General features: G+C 60.2%; 9 protein-coding genes and 4 pseudogenes. 8 read left to right on the top strand and 5 right to left on the bottom strand.

Annotated elements, in window-relative coordinates:
• Positions 1-707: 707 nt before the first annotated feature.
• From ku to ABFT80_RS23115, 5 genes and pseudogenes are all read left to right on the top strand, one after another.
• Positions 708-1424, top strand: a pseudogene (gene ku, locus ABFT80_RS23095) (non-homologous end joining protein Ku).
• Positions 1425-1443: 19 nt separating this feature from the next.
• Positions 1444-2286, top strand: a pseudogene (locus ABFT80_RS23100) (ATP-dependent DNA ligase).
• Between the two features lie 172 nt (positions 2287-2458).
• Positions 2459-2932: an Hsp20 family protein gene (locus tag ABFT80_RS23105; protein WP_347974314.1), complete on the top strand. Its 474-nt coding sequence runs from the start codon at positions 2459-2461 to the stop codon at positions 2930-2932.
• Positions 2933-3004: 72 nt separating this feature from the next.
• A complete protein-coding gene (locus tag ABFT80_RS23110) occupies positions 3005-3298 on the top strand; it encodes a DUF982 domain-containing protein (RefSeq protein ID WP_347974315.1) in 294 nt (97 codons plus the stop codon).
• A gap of 15 nt (positions 3299-3313) precedes the next feature.
• Positions 3314-3526: a hypothetical protein gene (locus ABFT80_RS23115; protein WP_347974316.1), complete on the top strand. Its 213-nt coding sequence runs from the start codon at positions 3314-3316 to the stop codon at positions 3524-3526.
• Positions 3527-3603: 77 nt separating this feature from the next.
• On the opposite strand, the pseudogene ABFT80_RS23120 reads toward ABFT80_RS23115, so the two are convergent.
• The 3 genes and pseudogenes from ABFT80_RS23120 to ligD (ABFT80_RS28140) form a co-directional block, all read right to left on the bottom strand.
• Positions 3604-3798, bottom strand: a pseudogene (locus tag ABFT80_RS23120) (hypothetical protein); the annotation flags it as partial.
• Positions 3771-4457, bottom strand: coding sequence for a non-homologous end-joining DNA ligase LigD (gene ligD, locus ABFT80_RS23125; protein WP_455189990.1), 687 nt, complete (start codon positions 4455-4457; stop codon positions 3771-3773). The pseudogene ABFT80_RS23120 and the gene ligD (ABFT80_RS23125), both read right to left, overlap by 28 nt.
• A gap of 98 nt (positions 4458-4555) precedes the next feature.
• A pseudogene (gene ligD / locus ABFT80_RS28140) lies at positions 4556-5429 on the bottom strand (non-homologous end-joining DNA ligase); the annotation flags it as partial.
• On the opposite strand from ligD (ABFT80_RS28140), the gene ABFT80_RS23140 reads away from it, so the two are divergent.
• Positions 5407-7410, top strand: coding sequence for a helix-hairpin-helix domain-containing protein (locus ABFT80_RS23140; RefSeq protein WP_455189991.1), 2004 nt, complete (start codon positions 5407-5409; stop codon positions 7408-7410). The pseudogene ligD (ABFT80_RS28140) and the gene ABFT80_RS23140 overlap by 23 nt on opposite strands.
• 102 nt (positions 7411-7512) lie before the next feature.
• Here the strand turns inward: ABFT80_RS23140 and ABFT80_RS23145 are convergent, their stop codons facing one another.
• The gene (locus ABFT80_RS23145; protein ID WP_347974320.1) at positions 7513-7941 is read right to left on the bottom strand and encodes an invasion associated locus B family protein; all 429 of its coding nucleotides are present in this window, start codon (positions 7939-7941) and stop codon (positions 7513-7515) included.
• Between the two features lie 144 nt (positions 7942-8085).
• Entirely contained in the window at positions 8086-14508 is a 6423-nt protein-coding gene (locus ABFT80_RS23150; RefSeq protein WP_347974321.1) for an autotransporter domain-containing protein, read from the bottom strand.
• A 231-nt stretch (positions 14509-14739) separates the two neighbouring features.
• Between ABFT80_RS23150 and ABFT80_RS23155 the strand changes: the two genes are divergently transcribed.
• Together ABFT80_RS23155 and ABFT80_RS23160 are read left to right on the top strand one after the other, a co-directional pair.
• Complete coding sequence (locus tag ABFT80_RS23155; protein ID WP_347974322.1) at positions 14740-15768, top strand: AraC-like ligand-binding domain-containing protein; 1029 nt, start codon at positions 14740-14742, stop codon at positions 15766-15768.
• A gap of 371 nt (positions 15769-16139) precedes the next feature.
• Positions 16140-16400 (top strand): hypothetical protein, encoded by a 261-nt coding sequence (locus tag ABFT80_RS23160; protein WP_347974323.1) that lies wholly within the window; start codon positions 16140-16142, stop codon positions 16398-16400.
• Positions 16401-16443: the final 43 nt, after the last annotated feature.

The following is a 16443-nucleotide window of genomic DNA, read 5'->3' on the forward strand; positions in this document are numbered from 1 at the left end:
CACAGAATCGCTATCAGTTTCTTTCAATCGCCCAGGCGTTTCGCAAAGTGTAGTTGCCCCAACCAGTGAAAGTTTTTGCTGTTGTCCGCTGTGCAGCAAATATCGACAATTGAACGTATAGTTCGGTCGGAACACTCAGTTCGTCGCTCACTCATGCTTCGGGGCTGCCGCAGGGAAGCGGAAGGAAAGGTTGGTCCGTCTCTACAGAGCTGTTCGGCTGAGACGGTGAGTTTGATGTCCGACTAAAATGCCGGCGCGGCACATGATTCCAGATGAGATCACCAACGTCTGTTTTAGACAAAACCTGAATCCTCTTGGCCGATGACTGGAAACGATAATAATAGTCGGCCTGTGTCTTGGCGCCCGGCTGCGTAGCAAATGAGTTCCAGGTCCTTCGAGTGGCGCTCGGAATTTAGCAGATGCTAAACAGGAGATTTCAATGGATGACTCATTGATAGGCAAAAACCTCGCCTCGAAAAGCTTGTCGTTCCCGCACGCACGGAAAAAATGGAGATTGATGCTGGGAGAAATCCCCGATTGATCCAAACGAGATCGACGACGTCTATTTCGACAAGCATACTATCTCGCTTCCAGGATGGGCACCGGTGCTTTCGTGGTTTTGCGCGACGGCATGAAGAAGGCGACGGTTGCCGCCATCCCACTGGAAAGGCTACCTCAAGCTATCGGTGGTTACATGCCTGGTACAAATGATTCCTGCCACCTCTGACAACGAAAAGGTAAAGTTTAATACGCTCAATCGAGATACTCAGAACCTCATTGTCAGTCACTACGTCGATTCCGTTACTGGAAAAAGAGGTGAAGGACGAGGATGAGGTGAAAGGCTATCAGCGCGGCGAGAACGACTACGTCATGCTGGAAGATGATGAGCTGGAAAGCGTCGCGCTCGACAGCACCAAAACAATCGATATCGCGACCTTTGCACCGCGTGACAGCGTCGAATGGATCTAGCTGGACACGCCCATTATCTCTACCCGAACGATCCCGCCGGGCACGACGCATTCTCTGTCATCCGCGATCCATGGACTGGTCATCACCCGGCACGAGCGGGCCGTCCTGCTCCAGGCACGCGGCAAGGGTATCGTGCTGTGGACGTTGCGATATGGGGACGAAGTCCGGGACGAGGACGCCTATTTTGGCAGCCTTGGCGATGAGACAGCGGATTCCGAGATGATAACCCTGGTGAAGCAACTGATCAAAAAGCAGAGTCGGCATTGGGACGCAGAGCTGGTCATCGATCCGGTTCAGGAACGGTTACTCGATATCATCGCAGACAAGAAGAAAAAGCAGAAGAAGCCTGGCAAGGCAAAACCTTCTGCCCCGAGAAAGCCGCTCCCAATAACGTCATCAATATCATGGACGCCCTTCGTAAATCGGTGGCTGCGGAGAAACGCTCGGGCAAATGACGACAACCAAGCCAAAACGATCCTAGCCGCTGCTCAACGACGACAGCGTTTCGATCCGGCGCAACCCAATCTTCCCTTGAACCCATGTCGGATCGAGCTCTGCCTGGCCTCTTGAGACCAGTTCCTCCCGTCGATCCTGATTGGCTCTATGAGGTCAAATAGGACGGATATCGGCTGGCCGTCCATATAGAGCCGAAGAGTGTCCGGATCATCACGCGAGGCGGCCATGACCGGACACATCGTTTTCCGAACATCGTCGCGGCGGCCTATAGGCTTGATGTTGGTACGGCGGTCCTCGACGGCGAGGCAGTCGTCCTTAATGATGACGGCCGTGCCGATTTCTGTGCGCTGCAGCGCTTGCTCGGCGGCCGAGGCAATCCGTCTCTCCGAGGAGGTCTCCGGGGATGGAGCGGAACTGCTTGCTCACGCCTGTAACCTCGGCCTTGAAGGTCTGATCGCGAAACATCGCGACAGCTCTTATCGATCCGGCCGAGGGCGACTGGCTGAAGATCAAATGCGTCCAAAGCGAGAGCTTCATGGTCGTCGGTTACGAGCAATCGGCTGAGGCCCGTAGCGGCATTGGCAGCCTGCTGCTCGCCGCCCGTTGCGGCCATGATTGAATTTATGTCGGCGCGGTCGGTACGGGATTCAGCCGGAAAGAAGCTGCTTATCTGAAAGACGCTCGATACTCTGACGGACGCCCGTCGTTCCAATCAAGGGCAGCAACTATGTTTCCGCTCAACCAAAGCTGATCGCCGAGATCGAATTTCGGGGATGGACCGACGATGGCAATTTGCGTCACGCCTCCTATAAAGGCCTGCGCGAAGTTCAGGATAACGCCGCCGTTTATAAGCTGTATTGAACCGATAGGCGGAAGACGAAACACAGACGAAAATTTTTCTCCGTCTGCTCTTGAATTCGAAAATCTCAAAAACCAAATCGATTGCTGCCAGCCGCTGATGACGGGCTGGCTTTGCTGGAGGCACCGTCTTTCGGTTCTTCCGTAACCATGTTGCTTCAAGGAGGATATGGCTATGGCAACATCTTTCGACTATGCACCCCTGTTTCGGTCAAGCGTGGGCTTCGATCGGGTTTTCGATCTCCTGGAAAACGCCCAGCGCGCTCTTTCAATCAGTGACTGGCCGCCATATGACATCGTCAAGACGGGTGATGACAGCTACCGGATCTCGATTGCCGTGGCGGGCTTTGCCCAGGACGATCTCGACATCACGTTCCAGTCCAATCTTCTAACAATCACCGGCAAGAAGCAGGAAGCTTCTGCTGACGGCTATCTGCATCGCGGCATTGCCGGTCGGCCGTTCGAACACCGGTTCGAGCTTGCTGACCATGTCAGGGTCAACGGTGCGGATCTGTCCAACGGTCTTCTGTCGATTGATCTCATCCGCGAGATACCAGAAGAACTGAAGCCACGGAAAATTCCTATCCAGAGTGCAGCCGCACTGACGTCTTCGACGCCGCGGATCGAAGGCCATAAGAAGGCTGCTTGACGCAAATCCTCTCTCGAGGGTGCCGGCGCGTGCGTCGACTCCCTCAACATCCGGGTTAGGAAGGAGAGAATCATGAAGCCCGATATGTTCAGAGAACCTGTTTCTATCCTTGTCGGCCTCGGTTTTCCGGCAGAAGTTCGCAATGTGATGGATGCCTGCCATCATCTGGCTGAGTGGCCGGCTTCAATGCGAGACGCCGCGCATTCGGTAGCGCTCAAGGCCTCCCGCGCTGCTCTGCGAGGTGAGATCGAAGCTGAGACGGCGCGGAGTCTGTTTGTCGCCTTAGCCGAAAAACACGATCTGCTCGCGCCCAACACAAACGGCCTGGTCGCGTCCCGTCGACAGCGAGACAGGATCCACACGTAAGCTGAGGGTAAAGCCATGATCGACGTCATTCAGAGCAAGTGGCCAAAAGTGCAAAAGCACTGGGACCAGCCGTTCTGGCGCCATAGGGGAGTTCGGTTTCGGCGGCCAATTGATGTCGTGAAAGCGGCGACGCTTTCTACCGCTGCTAAGCGGGACAATCCTCGCAGCATCGGCATCGGACTTTTACGCGATCGACTCGAAGCCGGCCGTCACGGCCGGGAACACTAAGGCCGGTTTCGATCAATGAAGTGCAATCTGCCCTCAAAGAAATGGATCGACGCTCTGGCATCTGACGGATCGTGCATTCATGCTCCCTGCTTCATCGACTTCGCCAGCCGCTTGATCGCCCGATGTTCGAGCGACCGCTGACCGTTGCAATAATCCTGCCACGCCGTTGTCTTCTTCAACAGGGCAGCGACGGTGCGTATGGTGAACCGCTTCGGATCCAGATCCGTCTTCACCTGGCTCCAGGTCAGCGGCATTGACTCCGTGGCGCCACGGCGCCGTTGCGCTGGTTCTTGGCCATCTTGATCAGATAGAGTTCCGGGTTGTCGCGCGCCATCTGCAGGCAGATGTCATGGGCAAAACCTTTCGCCTCCGGCCATGCCAGTTTTTTGCCCTTCGCCACAGCAAGTGGCGTGACGACGTGCAGACCCTTGCCGCCGGTGGTCTTGCAGAAGCTGACAAGGCCAAGCTCCTCCAGCCGATCGCGCATTTCGCGGGCAGCTTCGACCACGGTGGAGAAGGGGACATTGGGGCCGGGATCGAGATCGAAAACGAGGCGCCCGGGACTTCTGGCTGTTTCGGTTCGCAACTCCATGGATGCAACTCGGTTGCACCAATCTGGGCGACCGCAATCAACCCCTCGACCCGATTGATCTTGCAAATAGGGTTTCTTGTCGCCGAAGGCTGTCATCAGTTCAATCAGGTTTGACGTTCCAGGCATTGCATGCCGCTGGAAGAACTGTTCGCCACCGATACCATCCGGCGTACGAATGATCGAGCATGGTCGGCCCTCGATATGAACAATGAGCCACGGGCCGACAGCTTCGTAATATTGTGCAAGCTCCGCCTTGGTCACGAGCTTGTCGTCCTTCGAGTCTGGCCAAAGCGGTTTTCCGGACTGGAGATTAACACCCCCATGACATTGGCTTTGCACCCTTCCTGTAGGATTTCGAAGTTGCTGTCGCAGGTGCCTTCGCCTCGGTCTCCGGATCGGGTACCTCTGGGGGAACTCGGTGACGTTGGCTTTTCGGCGGGCTTGTCCTCTCGCAAACCTTTGAATGCCGCTTGGCGCACAAGGCCGTTGGCTGTCCAGCCCGCGAACTGAATTTCGGAGACCAGCACCGGCTTGACCCAGACGATGTTCGGATCCTTCTTCGGAGCCCCTATCCCGGTGAACGGCGACTTGCTGGTCTCGATTTCGCACAGTTTTGGCAAGATCGTGTCGATCACCTTTGCGCCGTAGCCTGTGCCGACCCGTCCGACATAAACGAAGTGGTCGCCGCGGTTGACACCGGCCAGCAGGGAGCGAAATTTGCCGTTGGTCTTGGCATAGGCTCCAATGACAACATCATGGCCGGAGCGGCATTTTGATTTGGCCCAGGTCTCGGAGCGGCCTGACTGGTAGGGACATCACCTGTTTCGAACCAATTCCTTCGAGCGACAGCCGGCAAGCTGATCTGAGGACCGCATCGCCACCTGTCTCGACTGCTCAACGAAACCCAAGCGCGGATTCTCGCCAGCGTATTCCAGCAGCTTTTGCAGCCGTTCCTTCCGCTTGGTCAGCTGAATTTCACGGAGATCCTCATTGCCTTCGAACAACAGGTCGAAGGCAAAGTAGACCATTGCATGGGTCTTACCCTCCGAAAGGGCCGCCTGCAGTGCGGCAAAATCTGGCACGCCGTCGATGATAGCATCGGGCAGGACTGCGGCGGAATCAGCGATGGCGGGATATTTCCCGGTCCAGTCCAAACCTTTTCGGGTTTTTAGCGTGACCTCACTGGTTTCGATCCGCATCTGGATGCGGTAGCCGTCGAACTTGATCTCGTGGATCCAGCCTTCAACTGATGGTGGCCGTTCCAGCGTCTCGCAGAGCTGTTGGCGCGATGAAGTCTGGCATCTTGGACTTTGCCACCTTGGTCGGAGCCACACTGAAGGCATGTCGGTACTCGTCTATCCGACCGACCGGCCGATATCCGAAGGCGCTCGCCCGCACGATCAAGATCGTGGAGCGCTGCAAATTCCGACTCGACGAACTCGCCTATCAGTATCCCGAAGAGAAGCTCTACCCGGAACTTGCGTCCCAGCAGGCGCTTGAAAAGCTGACTTGGGAGGGCGCGACCGAACGCTATCTGGAAGGCCTGCCGGGCAAGGTCCAGCGCAGCCTCGAGCACGAGCTGCGCCTGATCGAGAAGCTCGACTATGGCCCCGCTTTCGACCTCCTCGCCGAGCATAAGGCAATCCGGCTCGACCTCGCGACGATCCCGGCCGAGGAAACACGCACATACGCGATGATCCGCAGGGCCGACACGCTCGGCACCTTCCAGATCGAATCCCGTGCGCAGATGGCCATGCTGCCGCGGATCAAGCCCCGTACCTTCTACGACCTCGTCATCGAGGTCGCGATCGTCCGTCCCAGTCCGATCCAGGGCGACATGGTGCATCCCTATCTTCGCCGCCGCGAGGGCAAGGAGGATGTCGTCTATCCCAAGCCTGAGCTCGAGGCGGTGCTCGGCAAGACGCTCGGCGTGCCGCTGTTTCAGGAGCAGGCCATGCGCGTCGCCATCGAATGCGCAGGCTTCACCGCCGGCGAGGCCGACCAGCTCCGCCGCGCCATGGCGACCTTCAAACATACCGGCGGCGTCAGCAAGTTCGGCCACAAGCTCATCCAAGGCATGGTCGATAACGGCTATGAGCGCGAATTCGCCGAGCGCACGTTTCGGCAGTTGGAGGGTTTTGGTTCCTACGGTTTTCCCGAAAGCCACGCCGCGTCGTTCGCTCTGATCGCCTACGCCTCGAGCTGGATCAAATGCTGGCATCCGGATGTGTTCTGCGCGGCACTCCTCAATGCGCAGCCGATGGGATTTTACGCCCCAGCGAAGATCGTCCGCGATGCGCAGCAGCACGGCGTCGAAATCCGCCCTGTCTGCGTCAACGCCTCTCGATGGGACTGCACGCTGGAACCGCGCGACGCCGATGACGGCCGCCTCGCAGTCAGGCTCGGCCTGCGTATGGTCAAGGGCCTCGGCAATGCCGAAGCTGCGCGCCTGATCTCTTGCCGCAGCGACCAACCTTATAGCTCTGTCGACGATCTCTGGCGTCGACCCGCCATACCTGCGGCCGCCCTCGGCGAGCTCGCAGAGGCTGACGCCTTCCGACCATCGATCGGACTTGCACGCCGCGACGAGCCCTTGCCGCTCTTCGCTGCCGCGGCGGACAGGGAGGCTGTATCCGTCGCCGAGCAGGACGAGCCGATCGTGTCACTTAGGCCGATGACGGCGGGCAGCGAGGTGGTCGAGGATTACGGCCATGTCGGCCTGACCCTGCGCCAGCACCCGGTTTCCTTCCTCCGGGCGGACTTAACGCGTCGCCGCATCGTGACGTATGCCGAGGCGGTTGCTTCGCTCGACCGCCGCTGGGTCGACATCGCCGGCCTTGTGATCGTGCGTCAGCGCCCGGGCTCCGCCACGGGCGTGATGTTCATCAAACTCGAAGACGAGACGGCCGTCGCCAATCTCGTGGTCTGCACCAGGATCTTCGAAAAGTACCGCCGCATCGTGCTCGGCGCCGGCATGATCGGCGTAAAGGGTAGGGTACAGCGCGACGGCGAGGTGGTCTATATCGTCGCCCACCATCTCACAGATCTGTCGTCGGAGCTTGCCAGCGTGAGTTCGCGCGAGGCCGGGTTCCCGCTCCCGCACGGAAGAGGCGACGAGTTTCACCGTGGCTCGCCGGTGCCCGATCCCCGTGGGCTTCCTAAGCTCGTGACATGCCCGATCCATTATGCCGAAATCGGCATACTGGATCTTATCCCGAGCCGGAGACTATACCGATCAAGCTGCCTAAGGCTCGGAACTTCCGATAGGATCCGGCTGGCACGCTCGACATAGTCAAGGTATCCTACGCCGCGCATGTTTCAGTTGGGTGACTTTCTGCCGGTCCGCTGTTAGTTTCTTTTCAGCGAATAGCCGACTTTAAGGTTGCTTACTTCGTCACTGTGTCAGTTCGATGATCCGGTCTATTGCGGCTGCGAGCCCCGTGAGGGAGACGGTCAGTTCGAGGTTCTGGCCGTTGAGGTTTGGCGCCGAGACGAGGAGTCGGCTTCCGGCGCGCATGGCAGCGAGCGTATCGCTGCCCGCTTCGATGGGCACGGCGCAGCCGGCGGGCACACAGGTCGAGAAGGAAGCGGTGATGGGTTCACCCTCGTCAATGGTCAGCGAGACGGACTGGGTGACGGCAAGCCCGAACGGCAGGACGAGCGCGCCTTCGAGGCCATCGGGCGATGGCAGAAGTTCGATGGCGAGCACCTGCTGGCCCTGGGCATTGGTCTGGCGCTGGCCCATGACACAGACGCGTTCCAAGGTCTCGTTTTGCGTGACCACCTGGCAGCGGATGGTCCAGTCGCCATGGGTCTCGGTCAAGGAGGACGCGCCCCCGGGAAGAAGGCTCGGCGTTGCCGTCTCCCGCGCCATGAGGGGCGTGGTTAGACCGGCTGCGATGACGAGCGCCGCAAGGGCGCTCGTGGGGTTGGGTTTTGGTCTTCTGATGATCACGAAAGCTGTTTCCTAGAAGCGGATGGCAAGGTTTGCCTTGAAGCCATGGTCCTGTGCGCCGGAGGCGAACTGGCCCTGGTAAGACAGGCCCAGCGTGGCGTCGGGGGTGAGGTCGAGATCGAGACCGGCATCGAGCACCAGCGCGTTACGTCCGATCGGGCTGCCGGCGATGGTGAAGACGTCCGAGCCGGCAAAGGCATGGCTGCTTTCGGGTATGGTGTCGCCGAAGGCGTGCCGCCAGCCGATCATGCCGTTGAGGCGGGCATTGACCTCGCCCAGATCGATGGCGGTCTCCGTGCGAACACCCAGCGTGGTGAAAGTGACGCCGTTCGAACCGCTCGCGCCAGAAAGCGCTGCCACCCCGCCATCCTCGGAAAAGCCGTCGGTCCTGACATTGACATGGGCCAGATTGACGAAAGGCTCGAAGCGGGCGATGTCAGTCTCGATACCGTAGCCGAGCTCGCCGAACGCCTGGAAGGTATTGGCGTCATAGTCGGCCGAGAGGCTATCGGCGAAACCGATAAAGCCGACCGAACGAGCCGTCTTGATGTCGTGCCAGGAGTAAGCCAGCCCGCCACGCAGCGACAGCGTGCCGTTCGGCACAACCCATTGCGTGCCGCCATAAAGGCCGAGATGGTAGGTGTCGATACTGGCCGAGGATGCACGCGCATCGAGATCGACGCTGGAATGACTATAGCCGGCAAGCAGGCCGAGCCGCAGCTGATCGGTGACCAGAGCGTCGGCTCCCAGCAGAACCCCGCCGGTGGAGCGATCGATCAAGGCGGCATTGCCGTCGCTGTCGGTCGATCCCCACGAGCCATAGGCCGTTCCCCACGCGCTCATGCCAAAATGATCGCCATCGGCCGGAGCGAGCACCGGACCGTCAGGGCCATAGGCCAGCACCGGCGTGGCCGATGCAGCGACATCGCCAAAGGCGGCGCGGATGCGATCGTTGGCAGCATTGCGGATCTGTCGGCTGTCCTCGACGAGCCCGGTGATCACCGAACCATGGATCTCGCCGGAGAGCTGGTCGAAGGCGGACCGCGCCGTCGCCACGTCGAGCTGGACGACGGCGTCATAAAGGTCGTTGCCGAAGGCAAGGCTCTCCAGTCCACCCGCCGTGGCGATCTGGTTGCGCGTGATGCCCACATCGGCAAAGCCGATATCGTTGCGGGTCAGCGTCAGGGTAATGTCGTTGGCGCCATAGCCGAGCGTCGGATCGAGGAAGGCGAAGTCGGAAGTGACATCGTCGAAGGCGCTGCCGGCGGCCAGCCCGCCATCGGCAGACAGGATCGTATAGGTCGCCGTGGGATCATAGGCGCCGGTCATGCCGATATGGGCGACGGTACCGCCATTAATCGTCGCCGTGCCGGTCACCGTGACCAGATCGCTGTTAGTGCCGCCGGGTGCGACCTCGACCTCGAAGCGCGAGCCGGAGGCCAGCACCAGGTCACCATCCACCGTCAGTGTACCGATCGAGTGGCCCGGAGCGAGCGTGCCGCCCGAGGCGATGGTCACCTGCGAGCCACTGCCCGAACCGATCGTGCCGGTTCCAGCCAGCCGGCCGTCCATGCCGATCAGGGCTGAACCGCCGAGAGTGCGGTTGACGATAAGGGTAGAACCGGCGACCGTGCTCAGGCCACGAAAGCCCGAACTGTCACCGGTCAGCATGACAGCGCCGCCGCCGATAAAGGAAAGCTCGCCCGCACCAGAGAGCATGCCGGCATAGGTCCCGTTGTCAGCCTGGTCGAAGATGAAGCCCGCGTCCGAGGCGATATCGAGATCGCCGGTGAAGCGGTTGGAGGCCGAGACCAGCGTACCGTCCTCGACCGACCAGTCGAGCGTCGAGATGCCGGCGAGGGTCAGCACTCCGCCGCCGCGTAGGGTCATCTCACCGGTCGCACCGTTGAGGCCGGTGATATCACCAGAGAAGGTCGCGGAGTCCGCCTGATCGAAGACGACTGTACCGGCATTGGCGATGTTATTGCGGATCGAGGTGGTGTTCCCGATCAGCGTGCCGGCCCGCACGAGCGTATCGCCCGCATAGGTGTTTGCACCGGTCAGGATCAGCGTGCCCAGATCGTCCTTGACGAGGTTCGATGCGCCAGTCAGCGCCGAGCCGATGGTCGCCGTGGTCGAGGCGCCCGCCGCCGAGCCGTCGCCGACGCGGATCACGCTTTGCCCATTTTTCTTTTCGAGCGCGATCGCGTCGCCCTCGATGCGGTAACCGCCCGTGACGAACTGCATGCCGACGACGCCGAGCCCGCCCGCGCTATTATCGACGCTCACCGTTCCCGCACTGCCCTGGAATACGGCATAGGTCGGGTTCGGACGATACGGACCGTTGGCGATGCCGTCCTGACTGGTCCAGTTGCGCCCGTCGGCCCGCCATGCGCCGGCGCCGCCATCGACCTGGCCATTGTCGTGCAGGCTCGTATCGCCGCCATCCCAGAAACCGAGATCCACCCCGGCCGAGGAGATCAGGTTGACGCGCCCCGCCACAGCGGTTTGCACGGTGAGATCGTCCGCATCGATGCCGCCTGGTGCCGTTTCGATATCGAGCCCGTTGTCGGTGAGCGCGCCGCCATAGTCGAACAGGCGATAGACGCCCGCGCCGAAACCGCCTGCGTCCGAGACGTTCAATGTGCCGTCCAGCGTCAGATTCTCCGCAACATTGAACAGCGCCGTGGTCGAAAGGCCACCGAGCGCGACGTTCACGCTTGAGCCCGCGTCGAACGCCAGATGGCCGTCTATCGTCAGCGTCGCGCCGGTTTGGCCCGAAAGCGTGCCGCCCGATGCGATGGTCACCAGTGAGCGGGCTCCCGAGCCGATGGTGCCCGACCCGCCAAGCATACTGCCCGAGCCGATCAGCGCCGAGCCACCGAGCGTGTCGGTGACAATCAGCGTCGAACCGGTGATTGTGCTGAAGCCAGTGAAGCCGGGGTTGTTGCCGGTAAGCGCGATGGTGCCGCCGCCGATGAAGGCGAGATCGCCAGAACCCGAGACCACTCCGGCATAGCTGCCATCGCTGGCCTGATCGAAGACAAAGCCTGCACCCGAAGCGATGTCGAGATCGCCCGTGAAGCGCTCCGTGGCCGAGACAAGCGTGCCGCCCTCGATCGACCAGTCGAGAAACGAGGTGCCCTCAAGCGTCAGCCTGCCGCCGCCGCGCAGGATCATCTCGCCAAATACGCCTGCGGCTCCGACGAAATGACCAGCATAGCTCGCGGTATTCACTTGATCAAAAATGACTGTGCCCCCACTAGCAACAATGCCCCGGATCGAGGATGCATCACCAATCAGCGCGCCTGAGTTGACCACCGTCATGCCAGTATAGGTATTGGCGCCCGACAGCACCAACGTGCCAGTGCCGCGATGCACAAGATCGCCCACGCCGCTGATCTCCCCCGAAAGGCCGAGTGTCGTTCCGGCAGCGATGTCGAGCACGGCAAAGCCGCCATCGATTTGAGTTGCCCGAGTGCTATCAAAGCTCGCCGTCGTCCCCAGCGCTCCGCCAGCAAAGACCAGATCGCCAGAGAGATCCCCAAGATTGCTGTCATTGGACACCGACAGGGTGCCCGAACGCAACTCGGTGCCGCCGGTATAGGTGTTGGCCCCTTCTAGTACGAGCGTGCCTCGATCAGAGAGGACCAGCCGCGTGGTGCCCGTCATCTCCGAGGCGATCGTGGCGCTCATTACCGCTCCGGCCTCCGTGCCGTCGCCGACCCGGATGATGCTCTCCCCGCCCAGGCCATCGAGAGTGATCGCATCGCCCTCGATACGATAGCCATCGGTCGCGAACTGCATGCCTGTCGCAGCGATCGCGGCAGCGCCGGTATCGACGGTGACGGTGCCGGCCTGACCTTGGAAGACCGCGAAGGTCGGATTGGGCTGATAGGCTCCATTCAGCACGCCGTCATGATCGGTCCAGTTGCGCCCATCCGCGCGCCAAATGCCATTGCCGCCATCGATCAAGTCGTTGTCGTGCAATGCGTCGTCGCCGCCATCCCAAAAGCCAAGCTCAACACCGGATGTCGACAGCAGATTGACCTGGTTGGACGCAGCAGTCTGGATGAACAGACCATCGGGGTTAATGCCCGGAGGTACGGTTCCAAAGACAAGCCCGTTGTCGGTCAGCACGCCGTCATAGTTGAACAGACGATAGACACCAACGCCAAAGCCGCCAGCATCGGTGATGTTGAGTGTGCCGTCGAGCGTCAAGTTGCCACCCACATCGAACAGTCTCGTGATGGACGGCGCGCCAAGCGCCACATTAACGTTGGAGCTGGCATTCAGCATCAGGTCGCTATTGATCGTAAGTGTGGCGCCGGAACGTCCGAGCAAGACGCCTCCGGCCATATCGACCGATCCGCCGATCATACCGGAGCCACCAAGCGAGCCGGACCCCGACACGTTGATATCTCCGGCAATCCCACCCTGGACGATCAGGGAGCCACCCGTCACCGTGGCCGAACCACCGAGTGCCCCGGAAAGGGTGAGACTGCCGCCCGATACTGACGTGGTTCCACCAAAGCCCAAGCTGTCCGTCAGGAGGGAAGTATCCCCCGCCAGATGATCAATGGTTCCGGTGCCGGTGATCGCGGGCAGGAAACCATGAGCGGCGCCGCCGGCGAACGAGCCGGTGTGATTGAAGACCAGCGTGCCGTTCCCCGCTCCGAACCGCACTTCGTGGGCAAACAGTGTGCCCGCAGCGACCGCAGCGTCACCCGCCGCAGACCCGATGTTTATCGTGCCAGTGCTGCCTGGGTTCTGAGCGATCTCCACGAGGCCTGTTCCGTTATCGGACGACACCGAACCGCCATCCGAGACGGTAAGCGCGCCTGCGCCAGAACGGCCGATGTAGAGGCTGCCGCTATTGGTCCAGGCCGAGCCCGCGCCGGTGACGGCGACCGTTCCAAGGGCGTTGGATCCGACCCCGACAAGGCCGATCGTGTTGCCAACCACGCCACCGTCCTCGACGGTCAACGTACCGGTCCCGCCGGCATCGTCCTCGCTGCCGCCCACATAGAGCCGGCCGCCGTTGTCCAGGCGTGATCCGGTGCCGGTTACCGTTGCCCGACCTTCCGAGCCATGGGAGGAGCCGACGCTGACGAGCGTATCCATGACCACACCGCCATTACTGGCCAACCTGTTGGTGACCGTCCCGCCGTTCTCGACGAGCAGCGTGCCGTTGCCATTCACACCGACATAAAGAACACCTTCGGTGGTCAGGCTCGAGCCTTGCCCGGTCACCGTCGCTGCGCTCATCGAGGACGACCAGAAGCCGATATAGCCGACGAGGCTAGTCACGGTTCCGCCAGCCTCGACGTTTAGCGTACCGTTGCCGTAGTTGCCGACGTAAAGCAGACCATCGTTCAGCCAGCTCGAGCCCACGCCCGTCACCGTCGCTTTGCCGGTCGAGCCGGCGTTGCTTGCAATAAGAGAACCACTGCTGATAACCGTCGCGCCCGCCTCGACATTCAAGGTGCCATCGCCGCTAGCGCCGATATCAAGAACTCGGTTCGTCCAGGTCGAACCGTCTCCGGTCACGAGCACCGTTCCGATGGCGTCAGCGAAATTGCCGATAGAACCGGCCATGTTGCTGACCGTACCACCATCTTCAACTGTTAGCGTGCCGCTGCCGGAATAGCCGACATAGAGGTTACCGGTGTTGGTCCAGGTCGAGTCTGCGCCGGTCACGATGACAGTTCCGGTTGAATTTGCGAACTCGCCAATAAAGCCATTGGAGTTGTGGACGGCGCCCCTGTCTTCAATAACCAGTTCGCCGATGCCAGAGTAACCGACACTAAGGGTGTCGGTATTGGTCCAGGTTGAGCCAGGGCCGGTCACGATAACTGAGCTATCTGACTCGCGGCCGACCCCGATATATCCGACCGCACTGGTGACCGTCCCGCCATCTTCAATCGTCAGTGAACCTGTACTGGGATTACCGACATATAGGTAGCCGGTATTAATCCAGGTCGAGCCCGGACCGGTCACGGTGACTGTGCCATTGGAGCCAGAGTTGTATGCTATTGTGCCGTTCGTATTGGTGACAGTGGCACCATCGGCAATGGTCAGTGCGCCGGTCCCCCCACTACCGACATCGAGCGTGCCGGTATTGGTCCAGGTCGAGCCAGCGCCGGTCACGATGACCGTACCATCGGAGCCACCGAGGTGCCCGATATAGCCGTCCGCATTGGTAACTGTGGCGCCATCTGTAATCGTCAGCGCGCCGGTCCCTAAGCCGACGTAAAGATTTGAACCAGGTTGTGGCGGGTTGGGATTGACGGCGCCATCAATGATAACAGTCTGGGCAAACACTGGCAGTGCGTCGCCAAGCCCGAACAGCGCCGTCGTCGCCATCAGGCTCGTCGTCCAAGCCAGCAAGCGCCCTGGGACGATTCCGCGAACGATCTGTCTCGTCGATGCCATCGATATTGTCCCCGTAGCCAGCCATAGCCTTACCAGCAAGCAGGAAACCGAAAGTCCCTTTATCGGTATTGCCTGCGCGCAAGCTGATCCCTGCAAAAGCCGGTTTCAGGTGAATAACCGGTGGTCGAGAGCGCTATCATCGTCAATGGAAAATCCGATAACCGGGCATTCAGGCGTTATATTTCGAACAATTGGGATGAATTGCCCGCTGGCCTGCTCTAATGTCACGTGATGAGATTTTTAAAACCAACACTAATCACGCTCGACCTTGAACGCGACGCCATTACAACGACAGAAAGGCTGGCGCTTTGGCGGGACGCCATGGGCCTCGCAGGCGAAGTCCATATTCCCGACGAGAGCGCCTTCACAGGGACCTTTGTGTCGCGTGGCTTCGGCGACATGCGCATCATGCGCATCAAATCAAAAACCTTTCGCTTCCTGCGCACCAGGAATATGGCATCGCGCATTCGACGTGACCATGTGATTGTCAATCTCGTTGAACGGGGTCGCTTCACGGGGACGCTTGCCGGACGCACAACTGTCGTTGAGCCAGGCGCTGTACTGCTGTCGCGTCTTGCCAGTCCGATGGATCTCACAATGGACAACACCGAATGGCTGGGTCTGCTCTTTCCCCGTGCTGTGTTCGAAAAACACTTGTCCTGGACGCGTTCTCTGGACGCCCGTGTGTTTGCGCCAGAAACGGCCCAAGCTATCCTACTCGGCGGTCTCCTGCGTTCGCTGGATGCTCTACCTGATCCTTTGCCGGTGCGCGAGGCAACATGCGTGATGCGATCGGGCCTTGCGCTGGTGACGTCATGTCTTGGCGGGCAGGCACCAGCGTTACATGCACGAGATGAGAGGGCGGAGGATCCGGCGCAGTCGATCCGCCGCTTTATCGCGGAGCGTTTGGCCGATCCGAACCTTGGGCTTGATCTCATTTGTCGGGAGTTCGACATCTCGCGGTCACGCCTTTACCGCGTCATGGGCGAAAGCGCAGACATAGCCGCCCTTATTCGACGTATGCGATTGCGGGCCGTGCACCGCGAAATCGCAGCCAACCGCTCGCCTGGCACCTCTTTGACCGCCATTGGGAAGTGTTGGGGTCTTTTGGACGAGCGCAACTTCCGGCGCGCCTTCGTGCAGGAATTCGGTTATCCGCCCTCCACCTTACGCAGGCAGGCGAAAGATGAAGCGCATGCCGGTCCGGCAAACCTCGGCACCATCGGTGCCGACCTCGGGCAGTGGTTCCTGGGACTCTAGTGAATTGGCATCGATGAACCGCCTAGGGATACTTAGGCGCCTCAATGACGGAATGACTGTACAATTTAAGGGATTGCCTTCGATATTGATGGAACGGTGATCGTATCAACCTCGTCCAATCGAGAAGCCTTGGCAAGATTGGGCAATAGTCCACAGCGTGAGCTGACGATTAAGCTTGACGACATTGGCCCCTTAGCTAGCGAGAGCGTGCAAGCGCGGGCGCAAAACGAATCCAATCAGCGATGACTGAATGTACTCAAACACTGCGTGCAGGGTCCGCAAAGGCGCGACTGCGTTGAACAGGTCGGACCCCTGATGACGTAGTCCACCACCGTTCCTCTCCTATCCGGTTGATGTGTGAAGGCAAGATATTGCACCTTTTCGATGCTGTCATATCAGGTGCCGGCGAGCACATCATCGCTGCGATCGGTGAGGTCGTGGCAGGTCGCAACGGGACGCTTTCTCCTGAAGCAGTGGCCCGGTCCATCGACCCAAAGACACCCGGCGACTGGATTCTGGCGTTCACGTCGGGGCGTGAGGCAATCGTTAGTTCCGGCATCCCTATCGACTATGACGAACTCACACCTTTGGCTTCGCTCTATGGCGCCTCGGCCCACCGGCCGGGTCTTTGATCCCGCCCGTGACAGATCGGCGTTCGCTGCAGAAGGTGCAATC

The organism is Foliimonas ilicis (assembly GCF_039939195.1).
GTDB classification, from domain to species: domain Bacteria; phylum Pseudomonadota; class Alphaproteobacteria; order Rhizobiales; family Rhizobiaceae; genus Foliimonas; species Foliimonas ilicis.